At 70.5% G+C, this 23647-nt stretch carries 23 protein-coding genes; 21 read left to right on the forward strand and 2 right to left on the reverse strand.

Annotated elements, in window-relative coordinates; translation table 11 throughout:
* The first annotated feature begins 120 nt into the window (after positions 1-120).
* From pgsA to AB0N81_RS28335, 18 genes are all read left to right on the forward strand, one after another.
* Positions 121-792: a phosphatidylinositol phosphate synthase gene (gene pgsA, locus AB0N81_RS28250; protein ID WP_365363098.1), complete on the forward strand. Its 672-nt coding sequence runs from the start codon at positions 121-123 to the stop codon at positions 790-792.
* A complete protein-coding gene (locus tag AB0N81_RS28255) occupies positions 789-1730 on the forward strand; it encodes a phosphatidylinositol mannoside acyltransferase (protein WP_365363100.1) in 942 nt (313 codons plus the stop codon). Before pgsA ends, AB0N81_RS28255 begins: the two co-directional genes overlap by 4 nt.
* Entirely contained in the window at positions 1727-2887 is a 1161-nt protein-coding gene (locus AB0N81_RS28260) for a glycosyltransferase family 4 protein (protein ID WP_365363102.1), read from the forward strand. The genes AB0N81_RS28255 and AB0N81_RS28260 overlap by 4 nt, the downstream gene beginning before the upstream one ends.
* Positions 2888-3008: 121 nt before the next feature.
* Entirely contained in the window at positions 3009-3554 is a 546-nt protein-coding gene (locus AB0N81_RS28265) for a hypothetical protein (protein WP_365363104.1), read from the forward strand.
* A gap of 147 nt (positions 3555-3701) precedes the next feature.
* On the forward strand, positions 3702-4616 hold the full coding sequence (pdxS, locus tag AB0N81_RS28270; RefSeq protein WP_365363106.1) for a pyridoxal 5'-phosphate synthase lyase subunit PdxS: 915 nt from the start codon (positions 3702-3704) through the stop codon (positions 4614-4616).
* Positions 4613-5221 (forward strand): pyridoxal 5'-phosphate synthase glutaminase subunit PdxT, encoded by a 609-nt coding sequence (gene pdxT / locus AB0N81_RS28275; RefSeq protein WP_365363108.1) that lies wholly within the window; start codon positions 4613-4615, stop codon positions 5219-5221. The genes pdxS and pdxT overlap by 4 nt, the downstream gene beginning before the upstream one ends.
* 80 nt (positions 5222-5301) lie before the next feature.
* Positions 5302-6054, forward strand: a complete 753-nt coding sequence (locus tag AB0N81_RS28280) for a YebC/PmpR family DNA-binding transcriptional regulator (RefSeq protein WP_365363110.1) — start codon at positions 5302-5304, stop codon at positions 6052-6054.
* A gap of 134 nt (positions 6055-6188) precedes the next feature.
* On the forward strand, positions 6189-6764 hold the full coding sequence (gene ruvC / locus AB0N81_RS28285) for a crossover junction endodeoxyribonuclease RuvC (RefSeq protein WP_365363112.1): 576 nt from the start codon (positions 6189-6191) through the stop codon (positions 6762-6764).
* Positions 6761-7372 carry a Holliday junction branch migration protein RuvA gene (gene ruvA / locus AB0N81_RS28290; RefSeq protein WP_365363114.1) on the forward strand — a complete coding sequence of 204 codons (612 nt, stop codon included), beginning with the start codon at positions 6761-6763 and terminating at the stop codon, positions 7370-7372. Before ruvC ends, ruvA begins: the two co-directional genes overlap by 4 nt.
* A 52-nt stretch (positions 7373-7424) precedes the next feature.
* Complete coding sequence (ruvB, locus tag AB0N81_RS28295) at positions 7425-8522, forward strand: Holliday junction branch migration DNA helicase RuvB (RefSeq protein ID WP_365363116.1); 1098 nt, start codon at positions 7425-7427, stop codon at positions 8520-8522.
* Positions 8523-8719: 197 nt separating this feature from the next.
* The gene (gene yajC, locus AB0N81_RS28300; RefSeq protein WP_365363118.1) at positions 8720-9181 is read left to right on the forward strand and encodes a preprotein translocase subunit YajC; all 462 of its coding nucleotides are present in this window, start codon (positions 8720-8722) and stop codon (positions 9179-9181) included.
* A 165-nt stretch (positions 9182-9346) separates the two neighbouring features.
* Positions 9347-11134, forward strand: a complete 1788-nt coding sequence (gene secD, locus AB0N81_RS28305; protein WP_365363120.1) for a protein translocase subunit SecD — start codon at positions 9347-9349, stop codon at positions 11132-11134.
* A gap of 1 nt (position 11135) precedes the next feature.
* Complete coding sequence (secF, locus tag AB0N81_RS28310) at positions 11136-12260, forward strand: protein translocase subunit SecF (protein WP_365363122.1); 1125 nt, start codon at positions 11136-11138, stop codon at positions 12258-12260.
* A complete protein-coding gene (locus tag AB0N81_RS28315; protein ID WP_365363124.1) occupies positions 12257-12805 on the forward strand; it encodes an adenine phosphoribosyltransferase in 549 nt (182 codons plus the stop codon). Before secF ends, AB0N81_RS28315 begins: the two co-directional genes overlap by 4 nt.
* Before the next feature lie 227 nt (positions 12806-13032).
* Complete coding sequence (locus tag AB0N81_RS28320) at positions 13033-15573, forward strand: bifunctional (p)ppGpp synthetase/guanosine-3',5'-bis(diphosphate) 3'-pyrophosphohydrolase (RefSeq protein ID WP_365363126.1); 2541 nt, start codon at positions 13033-13035, stop codon at positions 15571-15573.
* Positions 15574-15597: 24 nt separating this feature from the next.
* Entirely contained in the window at positions 15598-16929 is a 1332-nt protein-coding gene (locus AB0N81_RS28325) for a serine/threonine-protein kinase (protein ID WP_365363128.1), read from the forward strand.
* A complete protein-coding gene (locus AB0N81_RS28330) occupies positions 16926-17327 on the forward strand; it encodes a hypothetical protein (protein ID WP_365363130.1) in 402 nt (133 codons plus the stop codon). Before AB0N81_RS28325 ends, AB0N81_RS28330 begins: the two co-directional genes overlap by 4 nt.
* Positions 17308-18453 (forward strand): caspase family protein, encoded by a 1146-nt coding sequence (locus AB0N81_RS28335; protein ID WP_365363132.1) that lies wholly within the window; start codon positions 17308-17310, stop codon positions 18451-18453. The genes AB0N81_RS28330 and AB0N81_RS28335 overlap by 20 nt, the downstream gene beginning before the upstream one ends.
* A 69-nt stretch (positions 18454-18522) precedes the next feature.
* Here the strand turns inward: AB0N81_RS28335 and AB0N81_RS28340 are convergent, their stop codons facing one another.
* Both AB0N81_RS28340 and AB0N81_RS28345 read right to left on the reverse strand, forming a co-directional pair.
* Positions 18523-19755 carry a DUF349 domain-containing protein gene (locus AB0N81_RS28340; RefSeq protein WP_365363134.1) on the reverse strand — a complete coding sequence of 411 codons (1233 nt, stop codon included), beginning with the start codon at positions 19753-19755 and terminating at the stop codon, positions 18523-18525.
* A gap of 134 nt (positions 19756-19889) precedes the next feature.
* The gene (locus tag AB0N81_RS28345) at positions 19890-20711 is read right to left on the reverse strand and encodes a peptidylprolyl isomerase (protein ID WP_365363136.1); all 822 of its coding nucleotides are present in this window, start codon (positions 20709-20711) and stop codon (positions 19890-19892) included.
* A 168-nt stretch (positions 20712-20879) separates the two neighbouring features.
* Here AB0N81_RS28345 and AB0N81_RS28350 point away from each other — a divergent pair, with 168 nt between their 5' ends.
* The 3 genes from AB0N81_RS28350 (at position 20880) to AB0N81_RS28360 (ending at position 23631) form a co-directional block, all read left to right on the forward strand.
* On the forward strand, positions 20880-21593 hold the full coding sequence (locus AB0N81_RS28350) for an MBL fold metallo-hydrolase (protein WP_365363138.1): 714 nt from the start codon (positions 20880-20882) through the stop codon (positions 21591-21593).
* Between the two features lie 13 nt (positions 21594-21606).
* Positions 21607-22872 carry a histidine--tRNA ligase gene (gene hisS / locus AB0N81_RS28355; protein ID WP_365363140.1) on the forward strand — a complete coding sequence of 422 codons (1266 nt, stop codon included), beginning with the start codon at positions 21607-21609 and terminating at the stop codon, positions 22870-22872.
* A gap of 117 nt (positions 22873-22989) precedes the next feature.
* A complete protein-coding gene (locus AB0N81_RS28360) occupies positions 22990-23631 on the forward strand; it encodes a vitamin K epoxide reductase family protein (protein ID WP_365363142.1) in 642 nt (213 codons plus the stop codon).
* Positions 23632-23647: the final 16 nt, after the last annotated feature.

Genomic DNA, 23647 nt, shown 5'->3' on the forward strand with positions numbered 1-23647 from the left:
TCTGCGTCCATACGTCGTACGCGATCGTGAGGGGGCGAGCCGGTCCGTCAAGGGCGTGACTACGATGGGCCGGTCGGTGGCCAACGGGGCCGCACGGCGCACCGAACCCTCGGGAAGGCCATGCTGAACAAGTACGCGCGTGCATTCTTCACGCGTGTCCTCACACCGTTCGCCGCGTTTCTCATCCGCCGCGGGGTCAGCCCCGACGCGGTCACCTTCATCGGCACGGCCGGTGTGGTGGCGGGAGCGCTGGTCTTCTTCCCCCGGGGAGAGTTCTTCTGGGGAACGATCGTCATCACCCTGTTCGTCTTCTCGGACCTCGTCGACGGCAACATGGCCCGCCAGCTCGGCCGCTCCAGCCGGTGGGGCGCCTTCCTGGACTCGACGCTCGACCGGGTGGCCGACAGCGCGATCTTCGGAGGGCTCGCCCTCTGGTACGCCGGATCGGGCGACGACAACATCCTCTGCGCCGTCTCCATCATCTGTCTGGCGAGCGGCCAGGTGGTCTCGTACACGAAGGCGCGCGGCGAGGCCATCGGCCTGCCCGTCGCCGTCAACGGCCTGGTCGAGCGCGCCGAGCGCCTGGTGATCTCGCTGGTCGCCGCGGGCCTCGCGGGCCTCCACAAGTTCGGCGTCCCCGGCATCCAGGTCCTGCTGCCCATCGCCCTGTGGATCGTCGCGGCCGGCAGCATGGTCACCCTCGTCCAGCGCGTCGTGACCGTGCGCCGCGAGGCCGCGGAGGCGGACGCCGCCACGGCCGCCGAGACGCAGGAGAGTGAGGCCGCGCAGTGAAGGACCGACTCACCGACGCGCTGTACGGCCTGGGCTGGAGCACCGTCAAGAAGCTCCCCGAGCCGGCCGCCGAGCGGCTCGGCAGGACCATCGCCGACACGGTCTGGAAGCGCCGGGGCAAGGGCGTGCTGCGGCTGGAGTCCAACCTCGCGCGCGTGGTGCCCGACGCGAGCCCGCAGCGGCTCGCCGAGCTCTCCAAGGCGGGCATGCGGTCCTACCTGCGGTACTGGATGGAATCCTTCCGGCTGCCGTCCTGGAGCAGGGACCGCGTCGCGGACGGCGTCGACGTCAAGGACATCCACTACCTGACCGACGGGCTCGCCGCCGGCAAGGGCGTCGTCCTCGCCCTGCCCCACCTGGGCAACTGGGACCTCGCGGGCGCCTGGGTCACCACCAAACTGGAAACCCCCTTCACGACGGTCGCCGAGCGCCTGAAGCCCGAGACGCTGTACGACCGCTTCGTCGCCTACCGCGAGAGCCTCGGCATGGAGGTGCTCCCGCACACCGGAGGCGCCGCCTTCGGCACGCTGGCGCGGCGGCTGCGCGCGGGCGGCCTCGTCTGTCTCGTCGCGGACCGCGACCTGTCGGCCTCCGGGGTCGAGGTCAAGTTCTTCGGAGAGACCGCCCGGATGCCCGCCGGGCCCGCACTGCTCGCCCAGCAGACCGGCGCGCTGTTGCTGCCCGTCACCCTCTGGTATGACGACACGTCCGTCATGAAGGGGCGCGTCCACCCGCCCGTCGACGTCCCCGAGACAGGCACCCGCGTCGAGAAGACGTCTGCCATGACACAGGCGCTGGCCGACGCCTTCGCCACCGGTATCGCCGACCATCCGGAGGACTGGCACATGCTGCAGCGACTGTGGCTCGCCGACCTGGAGCCCCCCTCCGATGACGACACTGACGACGCCGCGGTCCACCGGTCGGGGGAGTCCTCGTGAAGATCGGCATCGTCTGCCCGTACTCGTGGGACGTGCCGGGCGGCGTCCAGTTCCACATCCGCGATCTGGCGGAGCACCTCATCCGCCTCGGGCACGAGGTCTCCGTCCTCGCTCCGGCCGACGACGAGACACCCCTCCCGTCGTACGTCGTATCGGCGGGACGGGCCGTTCCGGTGCCCTACAACGGCTCGGTGGCCCGCCTCAACTTCGGGTTCCTGTCGGCCGCGCGGGTGCGCCGCTGGCTGCACGACGGCACCTTCGACGTCATCCACATCCACGAGCCCACCTCGCCCTCCCTCGGGCTGCTCACCTGCTGGGCCGCGCAGGGCCCGATCGTCGCGACGTTCCACACGTCCAACCCGCGTTCCCGGGCGATGATCGCCGCGTACCCGATCCTGCAGCCCGCCCTGGAGAAGATCAGCGCGCGCATCGCCGTGAGCGAGTACGCGCGCCGCACCCTCGTCGAGCACCTCGGCGGCGACGCGGTCGTCATCCCGAACGGCGTCGACGTCGACTTCTTCGCGAAGGCCGAGCCCAAGCCCGAGTGGCAGGGCGGCACGATCGGCTTCATAGGGCGCATCGACGAGCCCCGCAAGGGCCTCCCGGTGCTGATGAAGGCGCTCCCGCGGATCTTCGCCGAGTGCCCGGACGCCCGCCTGCTGGTCGCAGGGCGCGGCGACGAGGAGGAGGCGGTGGCCTCGCTCCCCGCCGAGCTGCGCCCCCGGGTGGAGTTCCTCGGCATGGTCAGCGACGAGGACAAGGCGCGCCTGCTGCGCAGCGTCGACCTGTACGTCGCCCCCAACACCGGCGGCGAGAGCTTCGGGATCATCCTCGTCGAGGCGATGTCCGCGGGCGCCCCCGTGCTCGCCAGCGACCTGGACGCCTTCGCGCAGGTCCTCGACCAGGGCGCGGCGGGCGAGCTGTTCGGCAACGAGGACGCGGAGTCCCTCGCCAAGTCGGCGGTCCGCCTCCTCTCCGACCCCGAGCGCCGCGAGGGCCTGCGCGAGCGCGGCAGCGCGCACGTGCGGCGCTTCGACTGGTCGACGGTCGGCTCCGACATCCTCGCGGTGTACGAGACGGTCACGGACGGCGCGGCATCGGTCGCGGAGGACGAGAGGGTGGGGCTGCGGGCGCGGTTCGGGCTCACCCGTACCTGACGCTCCGCGCGCTGCCGTCCGGCGTTACGCCCGGGTTCCGTCCGGCGTGACGCCGCGCTCCGGCGCCCCGCGGGTGCCCGGTGGCGGACCGGTGGCCGCGGGGCGACTAGCCTGAACGTCCGTGACCTCCACTTTGATCTGGATCGCGGTAGCCCTCTTCGCGGTCGGCCTCTACCTGAGCTGGACCGCCGGACGGCTCGACCGGCTGCACGCGCGCATCGACGCGGCCCGTGCGGCCCTCGACGCCCAACTGCTGCGCCGCGCCTCGGTCGCCCAGGAACTGGCCACCTCCGGCGTGCTCGACCCCGCTGCCTCGATCGTGCTCTACGAAGCGGCACACGCGGCCCGGCAGGCGGAGGAGGAACAGCGCGAGGTCGCCGAGAGCGAGCTCAGCCAGGCACTGCGGGCGATCTTCGGCGAGGTCCAGCAGGTCGAGGCGGTGCGCGAGGCCCCGGGCGGGGACGAGGCGGCCACCGAGCTGGCCGCTTCCGTACGCCGGGTGCCGATGGCCCGGCGCTTCCACAACGATTCCGTGCGCGCCGCCCGCGCCCTGCGCCGCCACCGCACGGTCCGCTGGTTCCGGCTGGCCGGGCACGCGCCCTTCCCGCTGGCTTTCGAGATGGACGACGAGCCGCCGACGGCGCTGGCCGACCGTGCGACTACGTAGAGGCACAAGAGGCTGGTCAGCACGGCCCTGACCAGGCGCGTCCCCGGAAAATGAGCCACCGGTCATCCATTGGCCCTTGCTGTGGCCTGGTCGCCGGGCGTTTCCTCGGAGCTGTAGAAATCCTCTTCAGCGAGTGAGGTCAACTCCGTGTCCAGCTCCCCCTCCAGCAGCAACCCGACGCCCGAGACCGGCACCGCGCGCGTGAAGCGCGGCATGGCCGAGCAGCTCAAGGGCGGCGTGATCATGGACGTCGTCAACGCCGAGCAGGCGAAGATAGCCGAGGACGCCGGCGCCGTCGCCGTCATGGCGCTGGAGCGGGTGCCCGCCGACATCCGCAAGGACGGCGGCGTGGCGCGGATGTCCGACCCGAACATGATCGAAGAGATCATCGAGGCCGTCTCGATCCCGGTCATGGCCAAGTCCCGCATCGGCCACTTCGTCGAGGCGCAGGTCCTGCAGTCCCTCGGCGTCGACTACATCGACGAGTCCGAGGTCCTCACCCCGGCCGACGAGGTCAACCACAGCGACAAGTTCGCCTTCACGACCCCCTTCGTGTGCGGCGCCACCAACCTGGGTGAGGCCCTGCGCCGCATCGCCGAGGGCGCGGCCATGATCCGCTCCAAGGGCGAGGCCGGCACCGGCAACGTCGTCGAGGCCGTCCGTCACCTGCGCCAGATCAAGAACGAGATCGCCCGTCTTCGCGGCTACGACAACAACGAGCTGTACGCCGCCGCCAAGGACCTGCGCGCTCCCTACGAGCTGGTCAAGGAGACCGCCGAGCTCGGCAAGCTCCCCGTGGTCCTCTTCTCCGCCGGTGGCGTCGCCACCCCGGCCGACGCCGCCCTGATGCGCCAGCTCGGTGCCGAGGGCGTCTTCGTCGGCTCCGGCATCTTCAAGTCCGGCGACCCGGCCAGGCGCGCCGCCGCCATCGTGAAGGCCACCACGTTCTTCGACGACCCGAAGGTCATCGCCGACGCCTCCCGCAACCTCGGCGAGGCCATGGTCGGCATCAACTGCGACACCCTGCCCGAGGCCGAGCGCTACGCGAACCGGGGCTGGTGATGACCACTCCTGTAGTGGGCGTCCTCGCACTCCAGGGGGACGTACGGGAGCACCTGATCGCCCTGGCCTCGGCGGACGCCGTGGCCAGGCCGGTCCGGCGCCCCGAAGAGCTCGCCGAGGTCGACGGCCTGGTCATCCCGGGCGGCGAGTCCACCACCATCTCCAAGCTGGCCACCCTCTTCGGCCTGATGGAGCCCCTTCGCGCGCGCGTGCGGCACGGCCTGCCGGTCTACGGCAGCTGCGCGGGCATGATCATGCTCGCCGACAAGATCCTCGACCCGCGCTCGGGCCAGGAGACGGTGGGCGGCATCGACATGATCGTGCGGCGCAACGCCTTCGGGCGGCAGAACGAGTCGTTCGAGGCGGCCGTCGCCGTCAAGGGCGTCGAAGGTGCCCCCGTGGAGGGCGTTTTCATCCGCGCGCCCTGGGTCGAGTCCGTCGGCGCCGAGGTCGAGGTGCTCGCCGAGCACGAGGGCCACATCGTCGCCGTGCGCCAGGGCAACGCGCTCGCCACGTCGTTCCACCCCGAGCTGACGGGTGACCACCGGATCCACGCGCTGTTCGTGGAGATGGCGCGGGGTAACCGGCGCGCGGGATCCTTGTAGGATCTCGTGGGATCCCCCCGGAGCCTTAAGGTCTGGGAGAGTTCGTACTGGTTGTTGGGTAACGCGAAGGAGACAGGCAGATGTCCGGCCACTCTAAATGGGCTACGACGAAGCACAAGAAGGCCGTGATCGACGCCAAGCGCGGCAAGCTCTTCGCGAAGATGATCAAGAACATCGAGGTCGCGGCCCGCACGGGCGGCGCCGACGTGTCCGGTAACCCGACCCTTTTCGACGCCATCCAGAAGGCCAAGAAGAGCTCGGTCCCGAACAAGAACATCGACTCCGCGGTCAAGCGCGGCGCCGGTCTTGAAGCCGGTGGCGCCGACTACGAGACGATCATGTACGAGGGGTACGGCCCGAACGGTGTCGCGGTGCTCATCGAGTGCCTCACCGACAACCGCAACCGCGCCGCCTCCGACGTGCGCGTCGCCATGACGCGCAACGGCGGCTCGATGGCCGACCCGGGCTCCGTCTCGTACCTCTTCCACCGCAAGGGCGTCGTCATCGTCCCCAAGGGTGAGCTGAGCGAGGACGACGTCCTCGGCGCCGTCCTCGACGCGGGCGCCGAAGAGGTCAACGACCTCGGTGAGACCTTCGAGGTGCTCAGCGAGGCCACCGACCTGGTCGCGGTCCGCACCGCCCTCCAGGAGGCCGGCATCGACTACGACTCGGCCGACGCCAACTTCGTCCCGACCATGCAGGTCGAGCTGGACGAGGACGGCGCCCGGAAGATCTTCAAGCTGATCGACGCCCTGGAGGACAGCGACGACGTGCAGAACGTCTTCGCCAACTTCGACGTCTCCGACGAGGTCATGGCGAAGGTCGACGCGTAGCGCTGCCGCGAGCGACGCGGTTTCGGCGGGCCGGGTGGGACACACGTCCACCGGCCCGCCGCTGTTGTCGGTGCCAGCGGATAGCCTGCGTGACGTCAGAGATCGCTGCCGCGAGGGATGGGGAGGGGCCGCTCATGCGCGTACTGGGGGTGGACCCCGGACTCACCCGGTGCGGTGTCGGTGTCGTCGAGGGCGTCGCCGGACGACCGTTGACCATGCGCGGCGTCGGGGTCGTGCGCACCCCGGCCGACGCGGAGTTGGGGCTCCGTCTCGTCGCCATCGAGCAGGGCATCGAGCAGTGGCTCGACGAGCACAGCCCCGAAGTCCTCGCCGTCGAGCGGGTCTTCAGCCAGCACAATGTGCGCACGGTCATGGGCACCGCCCAGGCCAGCGCCGTCGCCATGCTCTGCGCGTCACGCCGCGGCATCCCCGTCGCCCTGCACACCCCCAGCGAGGTCAAGGCCGCCGTCACCGGCAGCGGCCGCGCCGACAAGGCCCAGGTCGGCGCGATGGTCACCCGTCTCCTGCGGCTCGACGCACCGCCCAGACCCGCCGACGCCGCGGACGCCCTGGCCCTCGCCATCTGCCACATCTGGCGCGCCCCCGCGCAGAACCGCCTGCAGCAGGCCGTGGCGCAGAACCGCCTCCAGCAGGCCGTCGCCCAGCACGCGGCCAAGACCGCCACAGCACAGAAAGGCCGTACCGCATGATCGCCTTCGTCAGCGGCCCCGTAGCCGCCCTCGCCCCCGATACCGCGGTGGTCGAGGTCGGCGGCATCGGCATGGCCGTCCAGTGCACGCCGAACACGCTCTCCACGCTCCGCGTCGGCCAGCAGGCCAAACTCGCCACGTCCCTCGTCGTCCGGGAGGACTCCCTCACCCTGTACGGCTTCGCGGACGACGACGAGCGCCAGACCTTCGAGCTGCTGCAGACCGCGAGCGGCGTCGGCCCGCGCCTCGCCCAGGCCATGCTCGCCGTGCACAGCCCCGACGCCCTGCGCCGCGCGGTCTCCACCGGCGACGAGAAGGCGCTCACCGCCGTCCCCGGCATCGGCAAGAAGGGCGCCCAGAAGCTCCTCCTGGAGTACAAGGACCGCCTCGGCGAGCCCCTCGGCACCGGCGGCCCCGCGATCGGCACGGCCGTCACCTCCGGCTGGCGCGAGCAGCTGCACGCGGCCCTCATCGGCCTCGGGTACGCCACGCGCGAGGCCGACGAGGCCGTCACCGCCGTCACCCCGCAGGCCGAGGCCACGGGGGGCACCCCGCAGGTCGGCCAACTCCTCAAGGCCGCGCTCCAGACCCTGAACCGCACCCGCTGAGCGCTCACGCGCCGGCCCTCCGCCCCCTGAACCGCATCGCGAGGCACACCGCATGAACTGGGACGACACGACCGACGACGCTGCCGGCGCGGCCGAGCGGCTCGTCGGGCCCGCCGGGGAGCGGCTGGTGGACTCTGTCGCCGGCGGCGAGGACCAGGCGGTCGAGGCCGCCCTGCGCCCCAAGGACCTCGGCGAGTTCATCGGCCAGGAGAAGGTCCGCGAGCAGCTCGACCTTGTTCTGCGGGCGGCACGCGCGCGTGGCGCCACCGCCGACCACGTACTGCTCTCCGGAGCCCCCGGCCTCGGCAAGACGACCCTGTCGATGATCATCGCCGCCGAGATGGCCGCACCGATCCGCATCACCAGCGGCCCCGCCATCCAGCACGCCGGCGATCTCGCCGCGATCCTCTCCTCCCTCCAGGAGGGAGAGGTCCTCTTCCTCGACGAGATCCACCGGATGTCGCGGCCCGCCGAGGAAATGCTCTACATGGCCATGGAGGACTTCCGCGTCGACGTCATCGTCGGCAAGGGCCCCGGCGCCACCGCCATCCCCCTCGAACTGCCGCCCTTCACCCTGGTCGGCGCCACCACCCGCGCGGGCCTGCTGCCGCCGCCGCTGCGCGACCGCTTCGGGTTCACCGCGCACATGGAGTTCTACGAACCGGCCGAGCTGGAGCGGGTCGTCCACCGCTCCGCGCAACTGCTCGACGTGGAGATCGACCCGGCCGGCGCCGCCGAGATCGCGGGCCGCTCGCGCGGCACGCCCCGTATCGCCAACCGCCTGCTGCGCCGCGTCAGGGACTACGCCCAGGTCAAGGCCGACGGCCGGATCGACCGCGACATCGCCGGCGCGGCCCTCGCGGTCTACGAGGTGGACGAACGCGGCCTGGACCGTCTCGACCGGGCCGTCCTGGAAGCCCTGCTCAAGTTGTTCGGCGGCGGCCCCGTCGGCCTGTCGACGCTCGCGGTCGCCGTGGGGGAGGAGCGCGAGACGGTCGAGGAGGTGGCGGAGCCCTTCCTGGTACGGGAGGGGCTGCTCGCCCGGACTCCGCGCGGCCGGGTCGCGACGCCCGCGGCTTGGGCGCACCTCGGCCTGGTGCCCCCACGGCAGGCGGGCGGTAAGGGACAACAGGACCTGTTCGGGACGTGACAACGGCGCGCCGGCGCCACCGCCGAAGGTCAACGGCGCGGATAGTCGACCCCTCAGGAACTGCGGTGCCATGCTGAGCGTTGTTCGTTAGGTGCGGACTCGCTTAGACTCCGCCGATGCCGCCCTTGCGGGCGGTGTACCCACCCCCATCCCAATGGCCGCTTACCTGCGCGGTCGTGCGAAGGAAACTCCGTCCCGTGAATATCGTGACCCTCCTCCCGTTCATCGTGCTCATCGGGGCCATGTTCCTGATGACCCGGTCTGCCAAGAAGAAGCAGCAGGCCGCCGCGCAGATGCGTAACGAGATGCAGCCCGGCACCGGCATCCGCACGATCGGTGGCATGTACGCCACCGTCAAGGAGGTTCACGACGAAGCCGTCCTCCTTGAGGTGGCTCCCGGTGTCCACGCGGTGTACGCGAAGAACTCGATCGGCGCCGTCCTGGCCGACGACGAGTACAACCGCATCGTGCACGGCACCGAGGACGACCTGAACGAGGACGCCCCCGTCGTTCCGGACGACGCCTCCTCCCTGACCGAGACCGACGAGCCCGCCGACGCTTCCGACGACTCGCCCATCGACCTCGGCAAGAAGGACGTGGCCGCCGGGGCCGACGACGCGCAGCCGAAGAAGACCGACGGCGAGTCCGACGCGAAGTAGTCACGGCCGGGGCCCGTGGGCGCGCCGCTCGCGCTCCACGGGCCCCGGATCACGTGCATTTCGCGCCGAATCTCGACACCACTTCATGGCCGCTCGCCCGGACCTCCCCGCACCGCAACGGGGGGCGGACCGGACGCCGGGCGGTTGGACAGGGAGAACGAGAAGGTGGCAGCACCGAAGAAGGGCCGAAGGCAGAGCGCGCCGGGCAAGCCGGGACGCTCGCTGGTCTTCATCCTGATCGCCCTCGTGGCGCTGACCGGGGGAATGTTCCTTTCCGGGCACACCACGCCTCGTCTGGGCATCGACCTCGCCGGTGGCACGAGCATCACGCTCGAGGCGAAGAACGAGCCCGGTCAGAAGAACGCGATCAACCCGACCAACATGAACACCGCGGTTGACATCATCAACAACCGCGTCAACGGCCTGGGTGTCTCCGAGGCCGAGGTTCAGACCCAGGGCGACAAGAACATCATTGTCAACATCCCCAAGGGTTCGAACGAGAAGCAGGCGCGCGAGCAGGTCGGTACGACCGCTCAGCTCTACTTCCGTCCGGTGATCACGCAGACCAGCGGCGCTCCCACGCCCGAGCCGTCCCCCAGCTCCTCGTCCGGTACGGACAAGGAGAAGGAGAAGGCCACCGACAACGCCACCGACAAGGCGACGGACAAGGCCACGGACAAGGACGGGGCGAACTCCCCGAACTCCTCCGCGTCGCCCCAGGGCCGCGCCGTCAGCGAGGCCCTGAAGGCCGACCCGACGCCGTCCGCCTCGGACAAGGGCAAGGACGGCAAGGACGGCAAGAAGAACGACGAGACGCCGGCTCCCGACCCGGCCACCGCCAAGCTTCAGGAGCAGTTCACCAAGCTGGACTGCACCGACAAGAAGGCCCGGGTCGAGGCCGGCCAGGGCATCAAGCCCTCCGAGCCCACCATCGCGTGCGGCAAGAGCCCCGACGGCAAGTCGTGGGACAAGTTCATCCTCGCCCCGGCCGAGGTGAACGGCAAGGACGTCAAGAAGGCGCAGGCGACCATCAACCAGGCGTCGGGTGCCTGGGTCGTCAACATGGACTTCACCAAGGGCGGCTCGAAGAAGTTCGCCGAGGTCACCAGCAAGCTCTCGCAGCAGCAGCCCCCGCAGAACCAGTTCGCGATCGTCCTCGACGGTGACGTCGTCTCCGCCCCCAGCGTCAACACCACGCTGAGCGCCAACGCGGAGATCTCCGGCAGCTTCAACCAGCAGTCCGCGAAGGACCTGGCGAACGTCCTCTCGTACGGCGCCCTGCCGCTCACCTTCCAAGAGCAGAGCGTCACCACGGTCAGCCCGGCCCTCGGTGGCGAGCAGCTGGAGGCGGGCCTCATCGCGGGCGCCATCGGCCTCGCGCTGGTCATCATCTACCTGGTGGCCTACTACCGCGGCCTCTCGCTCATCGCCATCGCGAGCCTTCTGGTCTCCGCGGCGCTGACGTACACGATCATGACGCTGCTCGGCCCGACCATCAAGTTCGCGCTGAACCTCCCGGCGGTCTGCGGTGCGATCGTCGCGATCGGCATCACGGCGGACTCCTTCATCGTGTTCTTCGAACGCGTGCGGGACGAGATCCGCGAGGGCCGCACGCTGCGTCCCGCCGTCGAGCGGGGCTGGCCGCGCGCCCGGCGCACCATCCTGGTCTCCGACTTCGTGTCGTTCCTCGCCGCCGCCGTGCTCTTCGTCGTCACGGTCGGCAAGGTGCAGGGCTTCGCGTTCACGCTCGGCCTGACCACCCTGCTCGACGTCGTCGTCGTCTTCTTCTTCACGAAGCCGCTGATGACGCTCATGGCCCGGAAGAAGTTCTTCGCGGGCGGCCACAAGTGGTCCGGTCTCGACCCGGAGCGGCTCGGCGCCAAGCCCCCGCTGCGCCGGTCCCGCCGCGTCACCGCTCCCCCCGCCGGCCCTGTCGACCCGAAGGAGGCGTGAGATGTCGAAGCTCGGCAATCTCGGCGCCAGGCTCTACCGCGGTGAGGTCGGCTACGACTTCGTCGGCAAGCGCAAGATCTGGTACGGCATCTCGATACTGATCACCATCGTGGCCATCGTCGGCCTGGCGGTGCGCGGCCTGAACATGGGCATCGAGTTCGAGGGCGGCGCCGTCTTCAACACTCCGAAGACCAGCGTCTCGGTCTCCCAGGCCGAGGAGTCCGCGGAGAAGGCGTCCGGCCACGACGCGATCGTCCAGAAGCTGGGCGACAGCGGTATGCGCATCCAGATCGCCGGCGTGGACATCAAGAAGTCCGACCAGATCAAGAAGGCGCTCGCCGAGGACCTGGACGTCAAGGCCGGCGACATCAACGCCGACCTGGTGGGCCCCAGCTGGGGTGAGCAGATCGCCAACAAGGCCTGGCAGGGCCTGGCGATCTTCATGGTGCTCGTGGTGGTCTACCTGGCCATCGCCTTCGAGTGGCGCATGGCCCTCGCGGCACTGATCGCGCTGATCCACGACATCACCATCACCGTGGGTGTGTACGCGCTGGTCGGCTTCGAGGTCACGCCGGGCACGGTGATCGGTCTGCTGACCATCCTCGGTTACTCGCTCTACGACACGGTGGTGGTCTTCGACAGCTTGAAGGAGCAGTCGAAGGACATCACCAAGCAGACCGGGCACACCTACAGCGAACTCGCCAACCGCAGCATCAACGGCACCCTGGTGCGCTCGATCAACACCACGGTCGTCGCGCTGCTCCCGGTGGCGGGCCTGCTGTTCATCGGTGGCGGTGTCCTGGGCGCCGGCATGCTCAACGACATCTCGCTGTCGCTGTTCGTCGGCCTCGCGGCCGGCGCGTACTCCTCGATCTTCATCGCCACGCCGCTCGTCGCCGACTTCAAGGAGCGCGAGCCGCAGATGAAGGCTCTCAAGAAGCGGGTGTTCGCCAAGCGCGCTGCGGCCGCCGCCAAGGGGGAGTCCGTACCGGAGCAGGAGCCCGCCGATGGCGAGGAGTCGCAGGACGCCGTCGTCGGTGACGCCACCCCGGCCGTCGTCGGCCCCCGCACCCAGCCCGCCTCGCGCGGCCGCGGCAAGGGCCGTCCTTCCGGGAAGCGCCGATGACCGAGCTCGCAGGCGTCACGGAGCTGCTGCTCAGCCGCATCCGTGACGTCCCGGACTACCCGGTGCCGGGCGTGATGTTCAAGGACATCACGCCGCTGCTCGCCGACCCGGTGGCGTTCTCCGCGCTCACGGAGACGCTGGCCGACCTCAGCGTGCGGCACGGCGCCACGAAGATCGTCGGCCTGGAGGCCCGCGGCTTCATCCTCGGTGCTCCCGTCGCGCTCCGCGCAGGGCTCGGCTTCATCCCCGTACGCAAGGCGGGCAAGCTCCCCGGAGCGACGCTGAAGCAGAGCTACGACCTGGAGTACGGCAGCGCCGAGATCGAGGTGCACGCCGAGGACCTGGACACGGGCGACCGTGTCATGGTCATCGACGACGTCCTCGCCACCGGTGGCACCGCGGCGGCATCGCTGGACCTGATCCGCCGCTCGGGCGCCGAGGTGGCCGGTGTCGCGGTCCTCATGGAGCTCGGCTTCCTCGACGGCCGCCGGAAACTGGCCCAGGCGCTCGGCGGGGCACCGCTCGAGGCGCTGATCACCGTCTGACGCGGCCCTCGGCACAGCACGACGGGCGTTCCGGTCACCACCGGGACGCCCGTCGTCGTTCTGGCGGGTTCCCGCTCCGGACGGCCCCGGGAATCCGGCGTACGTCCCTCGTGTTCCTCCTGTACAGGGCTGTCTCACCGGCCGAAGGCGAGCGGATGGCCCGGGATCGATACCATGGACTCTTCGGGGCCTGACCGGGGGACCCCGATCGCGCACAGGGAGCGCTCTTGCCAGACGAGTCCCAGCCACTCACCGCCGCCAAGGCCGCGCAGAAGGCCCAGCAGGCCTCGGCGGGCTCAGCCGCGCCCGCGAAGAAGGCAGAAGGCGGGCAGGGCGGCACGTCCGCGCAGCGCGCCCAGGGAGAGGTCGCCCGGGGCGACAAGCCGGCCGAGCAGCCCCGCCCCAAGCCGCCCGCGGACCACCATCCGACGGCCCCCGCGATCCGGCCCGCCACGGGCCAGCCCGCGCGCTCCGGCTCCTCCAACCGCGTCCGGGCCCGGCTCGCCCGCCTCGGCGTCCAGCGCTCGAACCCGTACAACCCGGTCCTGGAGCCCCTGCTGCGCATAGTGCGCAGCAACGACCCCAAGATCGAGACGTCCACGCTGCGGCAGATCGAGCGGGCCTACCAGGTCGCCGAGCGCTGGCACCGCGGCCAGAAGCGCAAGAGCGGCGACCCGTACATCACGCACCCGCTCGCCGTGACGACCATCCTCGCCGAGCTCGGCATGGACCCCGCCACCCTGATGGCCGGGCTCCTGCACGACACCGTCGAGGACACCGAGTACGGCCTGGACACCCTCAAGCGCGACTTCGGCGACCAGGTCGCGCTGCTCGTCGACGGCGTCACCAAGCTGGACAAGGTCAAGTTCGGCGAGGCCGCGCAGGCCGAGACCGTGCGCAAGATGGTCGTCGCCATGGCCAAGGACCCCCGCGTCCTGGTCATCAAGCTCGCCGACCGCCTGCACAACATGCGCACCATGCGGTACCTCAAGCGCGAGAAGCAGGAGAAGAAGGCCCGCGAGACCCTGGAGATCTACGCTCCGCTGGCGCACCGCCTGGGCATGAACACCATCAAGTGGGAGCTGGAGGACCTCGCCTTCGCGATCCTCTATCCCAAGATGTACGACGAGATCGTGCGCCTGGTCGCCGAGCGCGCCCCCAAGCGCGACGAGTACCTCGCCATAGTGACCGACGAGGTGCAGGCCGACCTCCGCTCCGCCCGCATCAAGGCGACCGTCACCGGCCGCCCGAAGCACTACTACAGCGTCTACCAGAAGATGATCGTCCGCGGCCGTGACTTCGCGGAGATCTACGACTTGGTGGGCATCCGCGTCCTCGTCGACACGGTCCGCGACTGCTATGCCGCACTCGGCACCGTCCACGCGCGATGGAATCCGGTCCCCGGCCGGTTCAAGGACTACATCGCGATGCCCAAGTTCAACATGTACCAGTCGCTGCACACGACGGTCATCGGCCCCAACGGCAAGCCCGTCGAGCTACAGATCCGCACGTTCGACATGCACCGCCGCGCCGAGTACGGCATCGCCGCGCACTGGAAGTACAAGCAGGAGGCCGTCGCCGGTGCCTCCAAGGTCCGCACCGACGTGCCGAGGAAGGCCGGCGGCAAGGACGACCACCTCAACGACATGGCGTGGCTGCGCCAGCTCCTGGACTGGCAGAAGGAGACCGAGGACCCGAGCGAGTTCCTCGAATCGCTGCGCTTCGACCTGTCCCGCAACGAAGTCTTCGTGTTCACGCCGAAGGGCGACGTCATAGCGCTCCCGGCGGGCGCCACCCCCGTCGACTTCTCGTACGCGGTGCACACCGAGGTCGGCCACCGCACCATAGGGGCGCGGGTCAACGGCCGTCTCGTACCGCTCGAATCGACCCTGGACAACGGCGACCTGGTGGAGGTCTTCACCTCCAAGGCGGCCGGCGCGGGACCTTCCCGCGACTGGCTCGGCTTCGTCAAGTCGCCCCGGGCGCGCAACAAGATCCGCGCGTGGTTCTCCAAGGAGCGCCGCGACGAGGCGATCGAGCAGGGCAAGGACGCCATCGCGCGCGCCATGCGCAAGCAGAACCTGCCGATCCAGCGCATCCTGACGGGCGACTCGCTCGTCACGCTCGCGCACGAGATGCGCTACCCCGACATCTCCTCGCTGTACGCGGCGATCGGTGAGGGCCACGTCACCGCGCAGTCCGTCGTGCAGAAGCTCGTCCAGGCACTCGGCGGCGAGGAGGCCGCCAACGAGGACATCGCCGAGAGCGCGCCGCCCTCGCGCGGGCGCAGCAAGCGCCGCTCCAACGCCGACCCGGGCGTCGTCGTCAAGGGCGTCGAGGACGTGTGGGTCAAGCTGGCCCGCTGCTGCACGCCCGTCCCCGGCGACCCGATCATCGGCTTCGTCACGCGCGGCAGCGGTGTATCGGTGCACCGCAGCGACTGCGTGAACGTGGACTCGCTCTCGCGTGAGCCCGAGCGGATCCTGGAGGTCGAGTGGGCGCCCACCCAGTCGTCGGTCTTCCTGGTCGCCATCCAGGTCGAGGCCCTGGACCGCTCGCGTCTCCTGTCGGACGTCACGCGCATCCTCTCGGACCAGCACGTGAACATCCTGTCGGCGGCCGTGCAGACCTCGCGCGACCGCGTCGCCACCTCCCGCTTCACCTTCGAGATGGGAGACCCCAAGCACCTGGGGCATGTACTCAAGGCGGTCAGGGGAGTGGAAGGCGTGTACGACGTGTACCGGGTGACGTCGGCCCGCAGGCCCTGACCGGGCGGAACACGGGGGAGGGCCATGGACGACAGCGCGGCGCCGGGCACCGGACCGGCGCCTGAGGCGCTCTTCGCCGAGCGCTACCGGCTGCTCGGCCAGCTGGGCCGCGGTGGCATGGGCGTGGTCCACGAGGCCGAGGACACCCGGCTCGGGCGGCGCGTGGCCGTCAAGATACTGACGGCCGTCGCGGGCCTCGCCGAGGACCGGGAAGGGCGGGAGCGGTTCCTCCGCGAGGCGCAGGCGCTCGCCCGGATCGACCACCCGGGCGTCGTCACGCTGTACGACGCAGGGGTGGTCCGCGGGACCCCGTACCTCGTCATGCAGGTCTTCGAAGGCCTGAGCCTCGCCGACCTCGTGACCCGGACCGGTCCGTTGCCGACGCCCGTCGTCGCGCAGATCGCCCTCGACGTGGTGCGGGGCCTCGCCGCGGCGCACGAGGCGGGGGTCCTGCACCGTGACGTGAAGCCCTCCAACATCGGGATCAACCGCGACGGCCACGTCATCCTGCACGACTTCGGTCTCGCCAGGCTCGCCGGAGAGCGCGCGATCACCAGGACCGGCGAGCTCGTCGGCACCCCGCAGTTCATGGCTCCCGAGGCCATCAAGGGCGTGACGCCCTCACCGGCCGCCGACCTCTACGGCCTCGGCACCTGCATGTACCTCATGCTCACCGGTGAACTCCCCTTCGGCGACGGCACGGTGGACTACGGCGCCATCGTGGAACGCGCGCTGGGCGACGGCGTCCCCCGCCTCAACGGCCGTCTCCTGACACCCCCCGCCGAGCTCCTCGACCTGGTCGACCGGCTCTGCGCGCAGGACCCCGCCGACCGCCCGGCCCGCACGGCCGAGACGGAGGCGCTGCTCCAACGGCAGACGGAGGACGGCAGGGAGACCCTCGCCGCGCTCCTGGCCGGCCAGCTGCGGGACGACGCCATACGCGCTCTCGTCCCGCCCCCGGACCTCGCCGACGACATCGAGGAGGAGCCGGAGTACGACTGGGACGAGGCCGTGCCCCACCCCAGGGCCGAGCGCGCCGACCCCCTGCACCCGCCGACACTCAGCGACGCCACCCGCCGTATCGTGCTCAGCAGCATGACCCCGCAGAACGCCCTGTCCCGCCAGCGCGAGGCGGTCAACCTGGTGCTCCGCGGCGAACTGCAGGAGGCCGCGCAGATGCTGGCGGTCGTGGTGCCCGTCTGCCTCTCGTCGCTCGGCCCCGCCCACCCGACCACGCTCACCAGTCAGTACTGGCAGGCGGTCTGCCTCGCACGCCTCGGCGCGGGCGACAAGGCGGTCGAGCTGCTGGCCCGGATCAACCGTCATACGGACCGCAGGAGAGGAAGCGAGCCGTGACCGAACTGCTGGTGGAGGTACCGGAGGCAGGCGCCGGCTCCGGGCCCGAGGACGAACTGCGGTCCCTGGCGGGCTGGCTGCGCGAGGACGAGTCGCTCGCGGGGCACCTCCGCAGCAGGATCACGGCGGCCGCGCCCGCCCCGTCCGGCCACATGGGCACCGGCTTCGATGTGCTCGAACTCGCCCTGACCAGCTCCCTCTCCACGGCCGCGCTCGTCATTTCGGTGCTCCAGTGGCAGCTCTCACGCCGCAGCGCGCCGGCCCTCGTCCTGAGCCGCGGCGACCTCCGCGTGGAACTCACCCCGGAAGCGGCGGGCGACGAGGAGACGCTGCGGCGGGTCATGGCGGCCCTGGAGGGCGGCGAAGGGGGCGCGGCCGATGACGGCGGTCCTTCCTGACCCGGCACGCTCCAGAGCCGTCCTCATCGGCACCGCCTCCTACCGTCACCTGCCCCAACTACCGGCCGTCGAGGCCAACGTGGTGGACCTGGCGGCGGAGCTGTGCGACGCCACCGTCTGGGGGCTCCCCGTCCAGCACTGCGCCGTCGTGACCGATCCGCAGAGCGCGCCCGGCATGCTCGACCCCGTGCACCAGGCGGCCGACGAGGCCACGGACACGCTGATCGTGTACTACGCGGGACACGGCATGCGCGACTCCGAGTCCGCCGACCTGTACCTCGCGCTCGGCGACTCCCGGGACGCCATGGGGTACACCGCCGTCGCCTACCAGCACCTTCGTTCGGCGCTGCGGGGGTCCCGCGCCCGGCGCAAGATCGTCGTACTGGACTGCTGCTTCAGCGGCCGGGCCGCGCGCACGCTGTCCGGCGGCGAGGTGCTCGCCGCCCAGGCCGCCGTCGACGGGGCCTATGTCCTCACCGCGTCGCCCCGCGACCGTGTGGCCCTCGCCCCGGACGGGGAGCGCTACACCGCGTTCACCGGGGAGCTGCTGGCCGTGCTGCGGAGCGGCGTCCCCGAAGGCCCCGAACTGATCGACCTGGAGACGCTCTACCAGGTTCTCGAGGAGCGGCTGCGCGCCAAGAACCGGCCGCTGCCCCAGCGTTCCCAGGAGAACGGCGTCGGCAGGCTCCCCTTCGCGCGCAACAGGGCCCGCGCCACCCGCAACACCCCCGCGGGACCGGTCCTCGCGACCGACGTACGCGCGGCCATGGTCGCCACCGGACTCAACGTGGCCCGGATGCTGCGAGCCGAGGGCAACACCCGGGACGCGCTGCCCGTGCTGCGCCTCGCCCTTCAGGAGCAGGTCAGCGACGGCCGGGGCGAACTCCTCGCCGTACAGCTGGAACTGTCCGAGCTGCTCGCCGAGACCGGCCAGATCCGCGAGGCCATCGAGGTCCTCGAACTCGCCTTCCAGCAGGTGCACAAGGTGTACGGGCCCGAGGCCGTCCTGGTCTGCCGCAGGCTCGCCGACCTGCTCCAGGAGTCCGGCAACCACATCCAGGCCTGCGAAGTCCTCAAGCACGCGCTCGACATCGCCGAGCACGGGGGAGTGCGGGCGGGCTCCTGAGCGGCGGACGAGCAGGAGGGCCCGGCCGGTGGAATCCACTGGCCGGGCCCTCCTGACGTGTACGCGGTGTCAGCCGCCGAACTCGTGCAGCCCCTTCAGCGCCTGGTCGAGCAGCGCCTGGCGGCCGTCCAGCTCCTTCTGGAGCTTGTCGGCCCTGGCGTTGTTACCCGCGGCGCGCGCCTTCTCGATCTGCTCGGTCAGCTTGTCGACCGCCGCCTGCAGCTGACCGGTGAGACCCTCGGCACGCGCGCGTGCCTCCGGGTTCGTCCGGCGCCACTCGGTCTCCTCGGACTCCTGCAGCGCCCGCTCCACGGCGTGCATCCGGCCCTCGACCTTCGGGCGGGCGTCACGCGGCACGTGGCCGATGGCCTCCCAGCGCTCGTTGATGGACCGGAACGCGGCACGGGCCGTCTTCAGATCCGTCACCGGGACGAGCTTCTCGGCCTCGGCGGCCAGCTCCTCCTTGAGCTTCAGGTTCTCGCCCTGCTCGGCGTCGCGCTCCGCGAAGACCGCGCTGCGCGCCGCGAAGAAGACGTCCTGGGCGCCGCGGAAGCGGTTCCAGAGGTCGTCCTCGTGCTCGCGCTGGGCGCGGCCCGCCGCCTTCCAGTCGGTCATCAGCTCGCGGTACCGCGCGGCCGTCGGGCCCCAGTCCGTCGAGTTCGACAGCGCCTCGGCCTCGGCGACCAGCTTCTCCTTGGCCTTGCGGGCCTCCTCGCGCTGCGCGTCCAGCGAGGCGAAGTGCGCCTTGCGGCGCTTGGAGAACGCCGAGCGCGCGTGCGAGAAGCGGTGCCACAGTTCGTCGTCCGACTTGCGGTCGAGGCGCGGCAGACCCTTCCAGGTGTCCACCAGGGCCCGCAGCCGCTCGCCGGCCGCCCGCCACTGCTCGCTCTGGGCCAGCTCCTCGGCCTCGACGACCAGGGCCTCCTTGGCGTGCCGCGCCTCGTCGGACTGCTTGGCCTTCTGCGCCTTGCGCTCCTCGCGGCGGGCCTCGACGGTCTCCACCAGCTTGTCGAGCCGCTTGCTCAGGGCGTCCAGATCACCGACCGCGTGCGCCTCGTCGACCTGCTGGCGCAGGTGGTCGATGGCGGTCATCGCGTCCTTGGCCGACAGATCGGTCGTCTTCACCCGGCGCTCGAGAAGTCCGATCTCGACGACCAGACCGTCGTACTTGCGCTCGAAGTAGGCCAGGGCCTCGTCCGGAGATCCTGCCTGCCACGAACCGACCACTCGCTCGCCGCCGTCGGCCGTACGCACGTACACGGTCCCCGTCTCGTCGACGCGGCCCCACGGGTCGCTGCTCACAGCGCCTCCTCCACATGATGCCTGCGCAGGGCCTCGGGGCCCCCGGCATCGTCCACAGTTTCGTCACCGCCAACATAGGCGACCGGCGGGGCGGCTGTCCGCATCCCGCACGACCGAAGTTTGCCTGGCGGCGCTCAGGATTTGGTGACGGTGGCCTTGTCGATGACGACCGTCGCGTTCGGGGCGCCGTCGCCCCGCCCGGTGCTCTCGCCGGCGGCGGCGATCTTCTTCAGGACCTTCATCCCGGAATCGGAAATGGTCCCGAACGGTGTGTAGTCGGGCGGCAGCTGACTGTCCTGGTAGACGAGGAAGAACTGGCTGCCGCCGGTGTCCCTGCCCTTCTTCGTCCGGGCGTCGTACTGGTTCGCCATCGCGACCGTGCCCGCCGGATACACGTTCCCCTTCAGGCGCTTGTCCTTCAGGTTCTCGTCCGGGATCTTGTAGCCGGGAGTGCCCTTGCCGGTGCCCTTCGGGTCGCCGCACTGGAGCACGTAGATGCCGCCCGTGGTCAGGCGGTGGCACTTGGTGTGGTCGAGGTAGCCCTTGTTCACGAGGAAGTCGAAGGAGTTGACGGTGTGAGGGGCCTTCGCCGCGTCCAGGTCGAGGCCGATGTCACCGCACGTCGTCTTCAGGTCCATCGTGTAGTCGGCGGACTTGTCGACGGTGAGCGCCGGCTCCTTCGCGAAGCTGAGCGGCTTCACCTTGCCGGGCGCCGCCTTCGCGCACGGGTCCTTCGGCGCGCTGCTGGGCTGCGCGCTCGCGTCGTTCTTGGTGTCGTCCCCGTCGAAGGCTCCCGCCGCGTACGACACGGCGCCGCCCGCCACGATCACCGCGAGGGCGCCCGCGATCACCGCTTTGCGCGCCCGTGCCCTGCGCCGCGCGGCCTCCCGCCGCTCCTGCTGGCGCACCATCTTCTCCCGGGCGAGCTGCTTGCGCCGCTGTTCCTGGCTGACCACCGGCTCTTCTCCCCTTCTCCCGCGCATGTCCGTGCATGCGCCCCGTAGTGCCCCGTACCGTATATGGGTTACCTGTGGAATCGGCAGCGCCGGTAGGCTCTGATCTGCCGCGTTCTCCCGCCGGGGGCCCGCGGCCGCCTCCCGCCGGACGACGAATGAAGGACGATCGTGCTGATTGCCGGGTTCCCCGCCGGGGCCTGGGGCACCAACTGCTACTTGGTCGCCCCCGCCGCAGGCGAGGAGTGCGTGATCATCGACCCGGGCCACCAGGCCGCCCAGGGAGTCGAGGACGCACTTCAGAAGCATCGGCTCAAGCCCGTCGCGGTCATCCTCACCCACGGCCACATCGACCACGTCGCCTCGGTCGTCCCGGTGTGCGGAGCGCACGACGTACCCGCGTGGATCCACCCCTCCGACCGGTACATGATGAGCGACCCCGAGAAGGCCCTCGGCCGCTCCATCGGGATGCCGCTCATGGGTGAGCTGACCGTGGGCGAGCCCGACGATCTGCGCGAGCTGACCGACGGCGCAGGGCTGAAGCTGGCGGGTCTCGACTTCTCCGTCGCGCACGCGCCGGGCCATACGAAGGGGTCGGTGACCTTCCAGATGCCCGAGACGGCCGAGATCCCCTCGGTCTTCTTCTCGGGCGATCTGCTCTTCGCCGGCTCCATCGGACGCACCGACCTGCCCGGCGGCAGCCACCCCGAGATCCTCGAGTCGCTGGCCCGCGTGTGCCTGCCGCTCGACGACTCGACCGTGGTGCTGTCCGGCCACGGCCCCCAGACATCCATCGGCCAGGAGCGCGCCACCAATCCGTATCTGCGGCAGGTGGCCGCCGGCCTGGGTCCGGACGACACGTCCGCCCCGCGACGAGGAATGTGACGAGAGAACTCCCGTGAGCACCTTCAAGGCCCCCAAGGGCACGTACGACCTGCTTCCGCCCGACTCCGCGAAGTTCCTCGCGGTGCGCGAGGCGATCGCCGCGCCGCTGCGCAACTCCGGGTACGGCTACATCGAGACGCCCGGCTTTGAAAACGTCGAGCTCTTCGCGCGCGGTGTCGGTGAGTCCACCGACATCGTCACCAAGGAGATGTACGCCTTCACCACCAAGGGCGGCGACGAGCTCGCGCTGCGCCCCGAAGGCACCGCTTCCGTGCTGCGCGCGGCACTGGAGGGCAACCTCCACAAGGCGGGCAACCTCCCGGTCAAGCTCTGGTACTCGGGCTCGTACTACCGGTACGAGCGCCCTCAGAAGGGCCGCTACAGGCACTTCTCCCAGGTCGGCGCCGAGGCGATCGGCGCCGAGGACCCGGCGCTCGACGCCGAGCTGATCATCCTGGCCGACCAGGCGTACCGCACGCTCGGCCTGCGGAACTTCCGCCTCCTGCTCAACTCGCTGGGCGACAAGGAGTGCCGTCCCGTCTACCGCGCCGCGCTGCAGGAGTTCCTGCGCGGCCTGGACCTGGACGAGGAGACACGTCGACGTGTCGACATCAACCCGCTGCGGGTCCTCGACGACAAGCGGCCCGACGTCCAGAAGCAGCTGGTGGGCGCGCCCTCGCTGCGCGACCACCTGTGCGACGCGTGCAAGGCGTACCACGAGCAGGTCCGCGAGCTGATCACGGCGGCGGGCGTCGCCTTCGAGGACGACGAGAAGCTCGTCCGCGGCCTGGACTACTACACCCGCACCACCTTCGAGTTCGTCCACGACGGCCTGGGCTCGCAGTCCGCGGTCGGCGGCGGCGGCCGCTACGACGGCCTGTCCGAGATGATCGGCGGACCCTCGCTGCCCTCGGTCGGCTGGGCGCTCGGCGTGGACCGCACGGTCCTCGCCCTGGAGGCGGAGGGTGTCGAGCTCGAACTGCCCGCCGCCACCAGCGTGTTCGCGGTGCCGCTCGGCGACGAGGCGCGCCGCGTCCTCTTCGCCAAGGTGACGGAGCTGCGCAAGGCGGGCGTCCCTGCCGACTTCTCGTACGGCGGGAAGGGCCTCAAGGGGGCGATGAAGAACGCCAACCGCAGTGGCGCGCGCTTCACCGTCGTCGCCGGTGAACGTGACCTCGCCGAGGGCGTCGTCCAGCTCAAGGACATGGAGTCGGGGGAGCAGGACGCGGTGGCGGTGGACGACATCGTGACGGTCCTCAAGGACCGGCTCGGAAAGTAGCGCCTCGCCCCCTCCGTCCTTCGTCCGTGCCTGCTTGTGTCCATCGCACGGTGGACACACAGGCGCGTACGGCACAATGTGCGTGCCCACGGACACCTCGAGCGACGGAACGGCGTGATGAGCAAAACGATCTCAGCGAAGGACGGCGCCCCGGACGAGCGGGAGCGCGCGCACGCTCCCGGTGCCGTCGGCACAAGCCGCGCGCTCGCCCTGCTTCTGGTGATCACGGGCGCCGCCGGGCTGCTCGCCTCCTGGGTCATCACCATCGACAAGTTCGAGCTCCTGAAGGACCCGAACTTCCAGCCGGGGTGCAGCATCAACCCCGTCGTCGCCTGCGGCAGCATCATGAAGAGCGAGCAGGCGGAGGTCTTCGGGTTCCCCAACCCGATGCTGGGCCTCGTCGCCTACGGCATGGTGGTCTGCGTCGGCATGAGCCTGCTGGCGGGAGCCCGCTTCCCCCGCTGGTACTGGCTGACGTTCAACGCGGGCGCGCTCTTCGGCGTCGGCTTCTGCACCTGGCTGATGATCCAGTCGCTCTACCACATCAACGCGCTCTGCCTCTGGTGCACCCTCGCCTGGATCGTCACGCTCCTGATCTTCTGGTACGTCACGTCCTCCAACATCCGGGCCGGATTCCTGCCCGCACCGGACTGGGCCAAGAGCTTCCTCGCCGACTTCACCTGGGCGCTCCCCGTGATGCACACCGGCGTCATCGCGATGCTGATCCTCACCCGCTGGGGCGCCGACCTCTGGGCCTGACCGGCGCCCGGGGGGA

This window comes from Streptomyces sp. NPDC093510 (genome assembly GCF_040683555.1).
GTDB lineage: Bacteria > Actinomycetota > Actinomycetes > Streptomycetales > Streptomycetaceae > Streptomyces.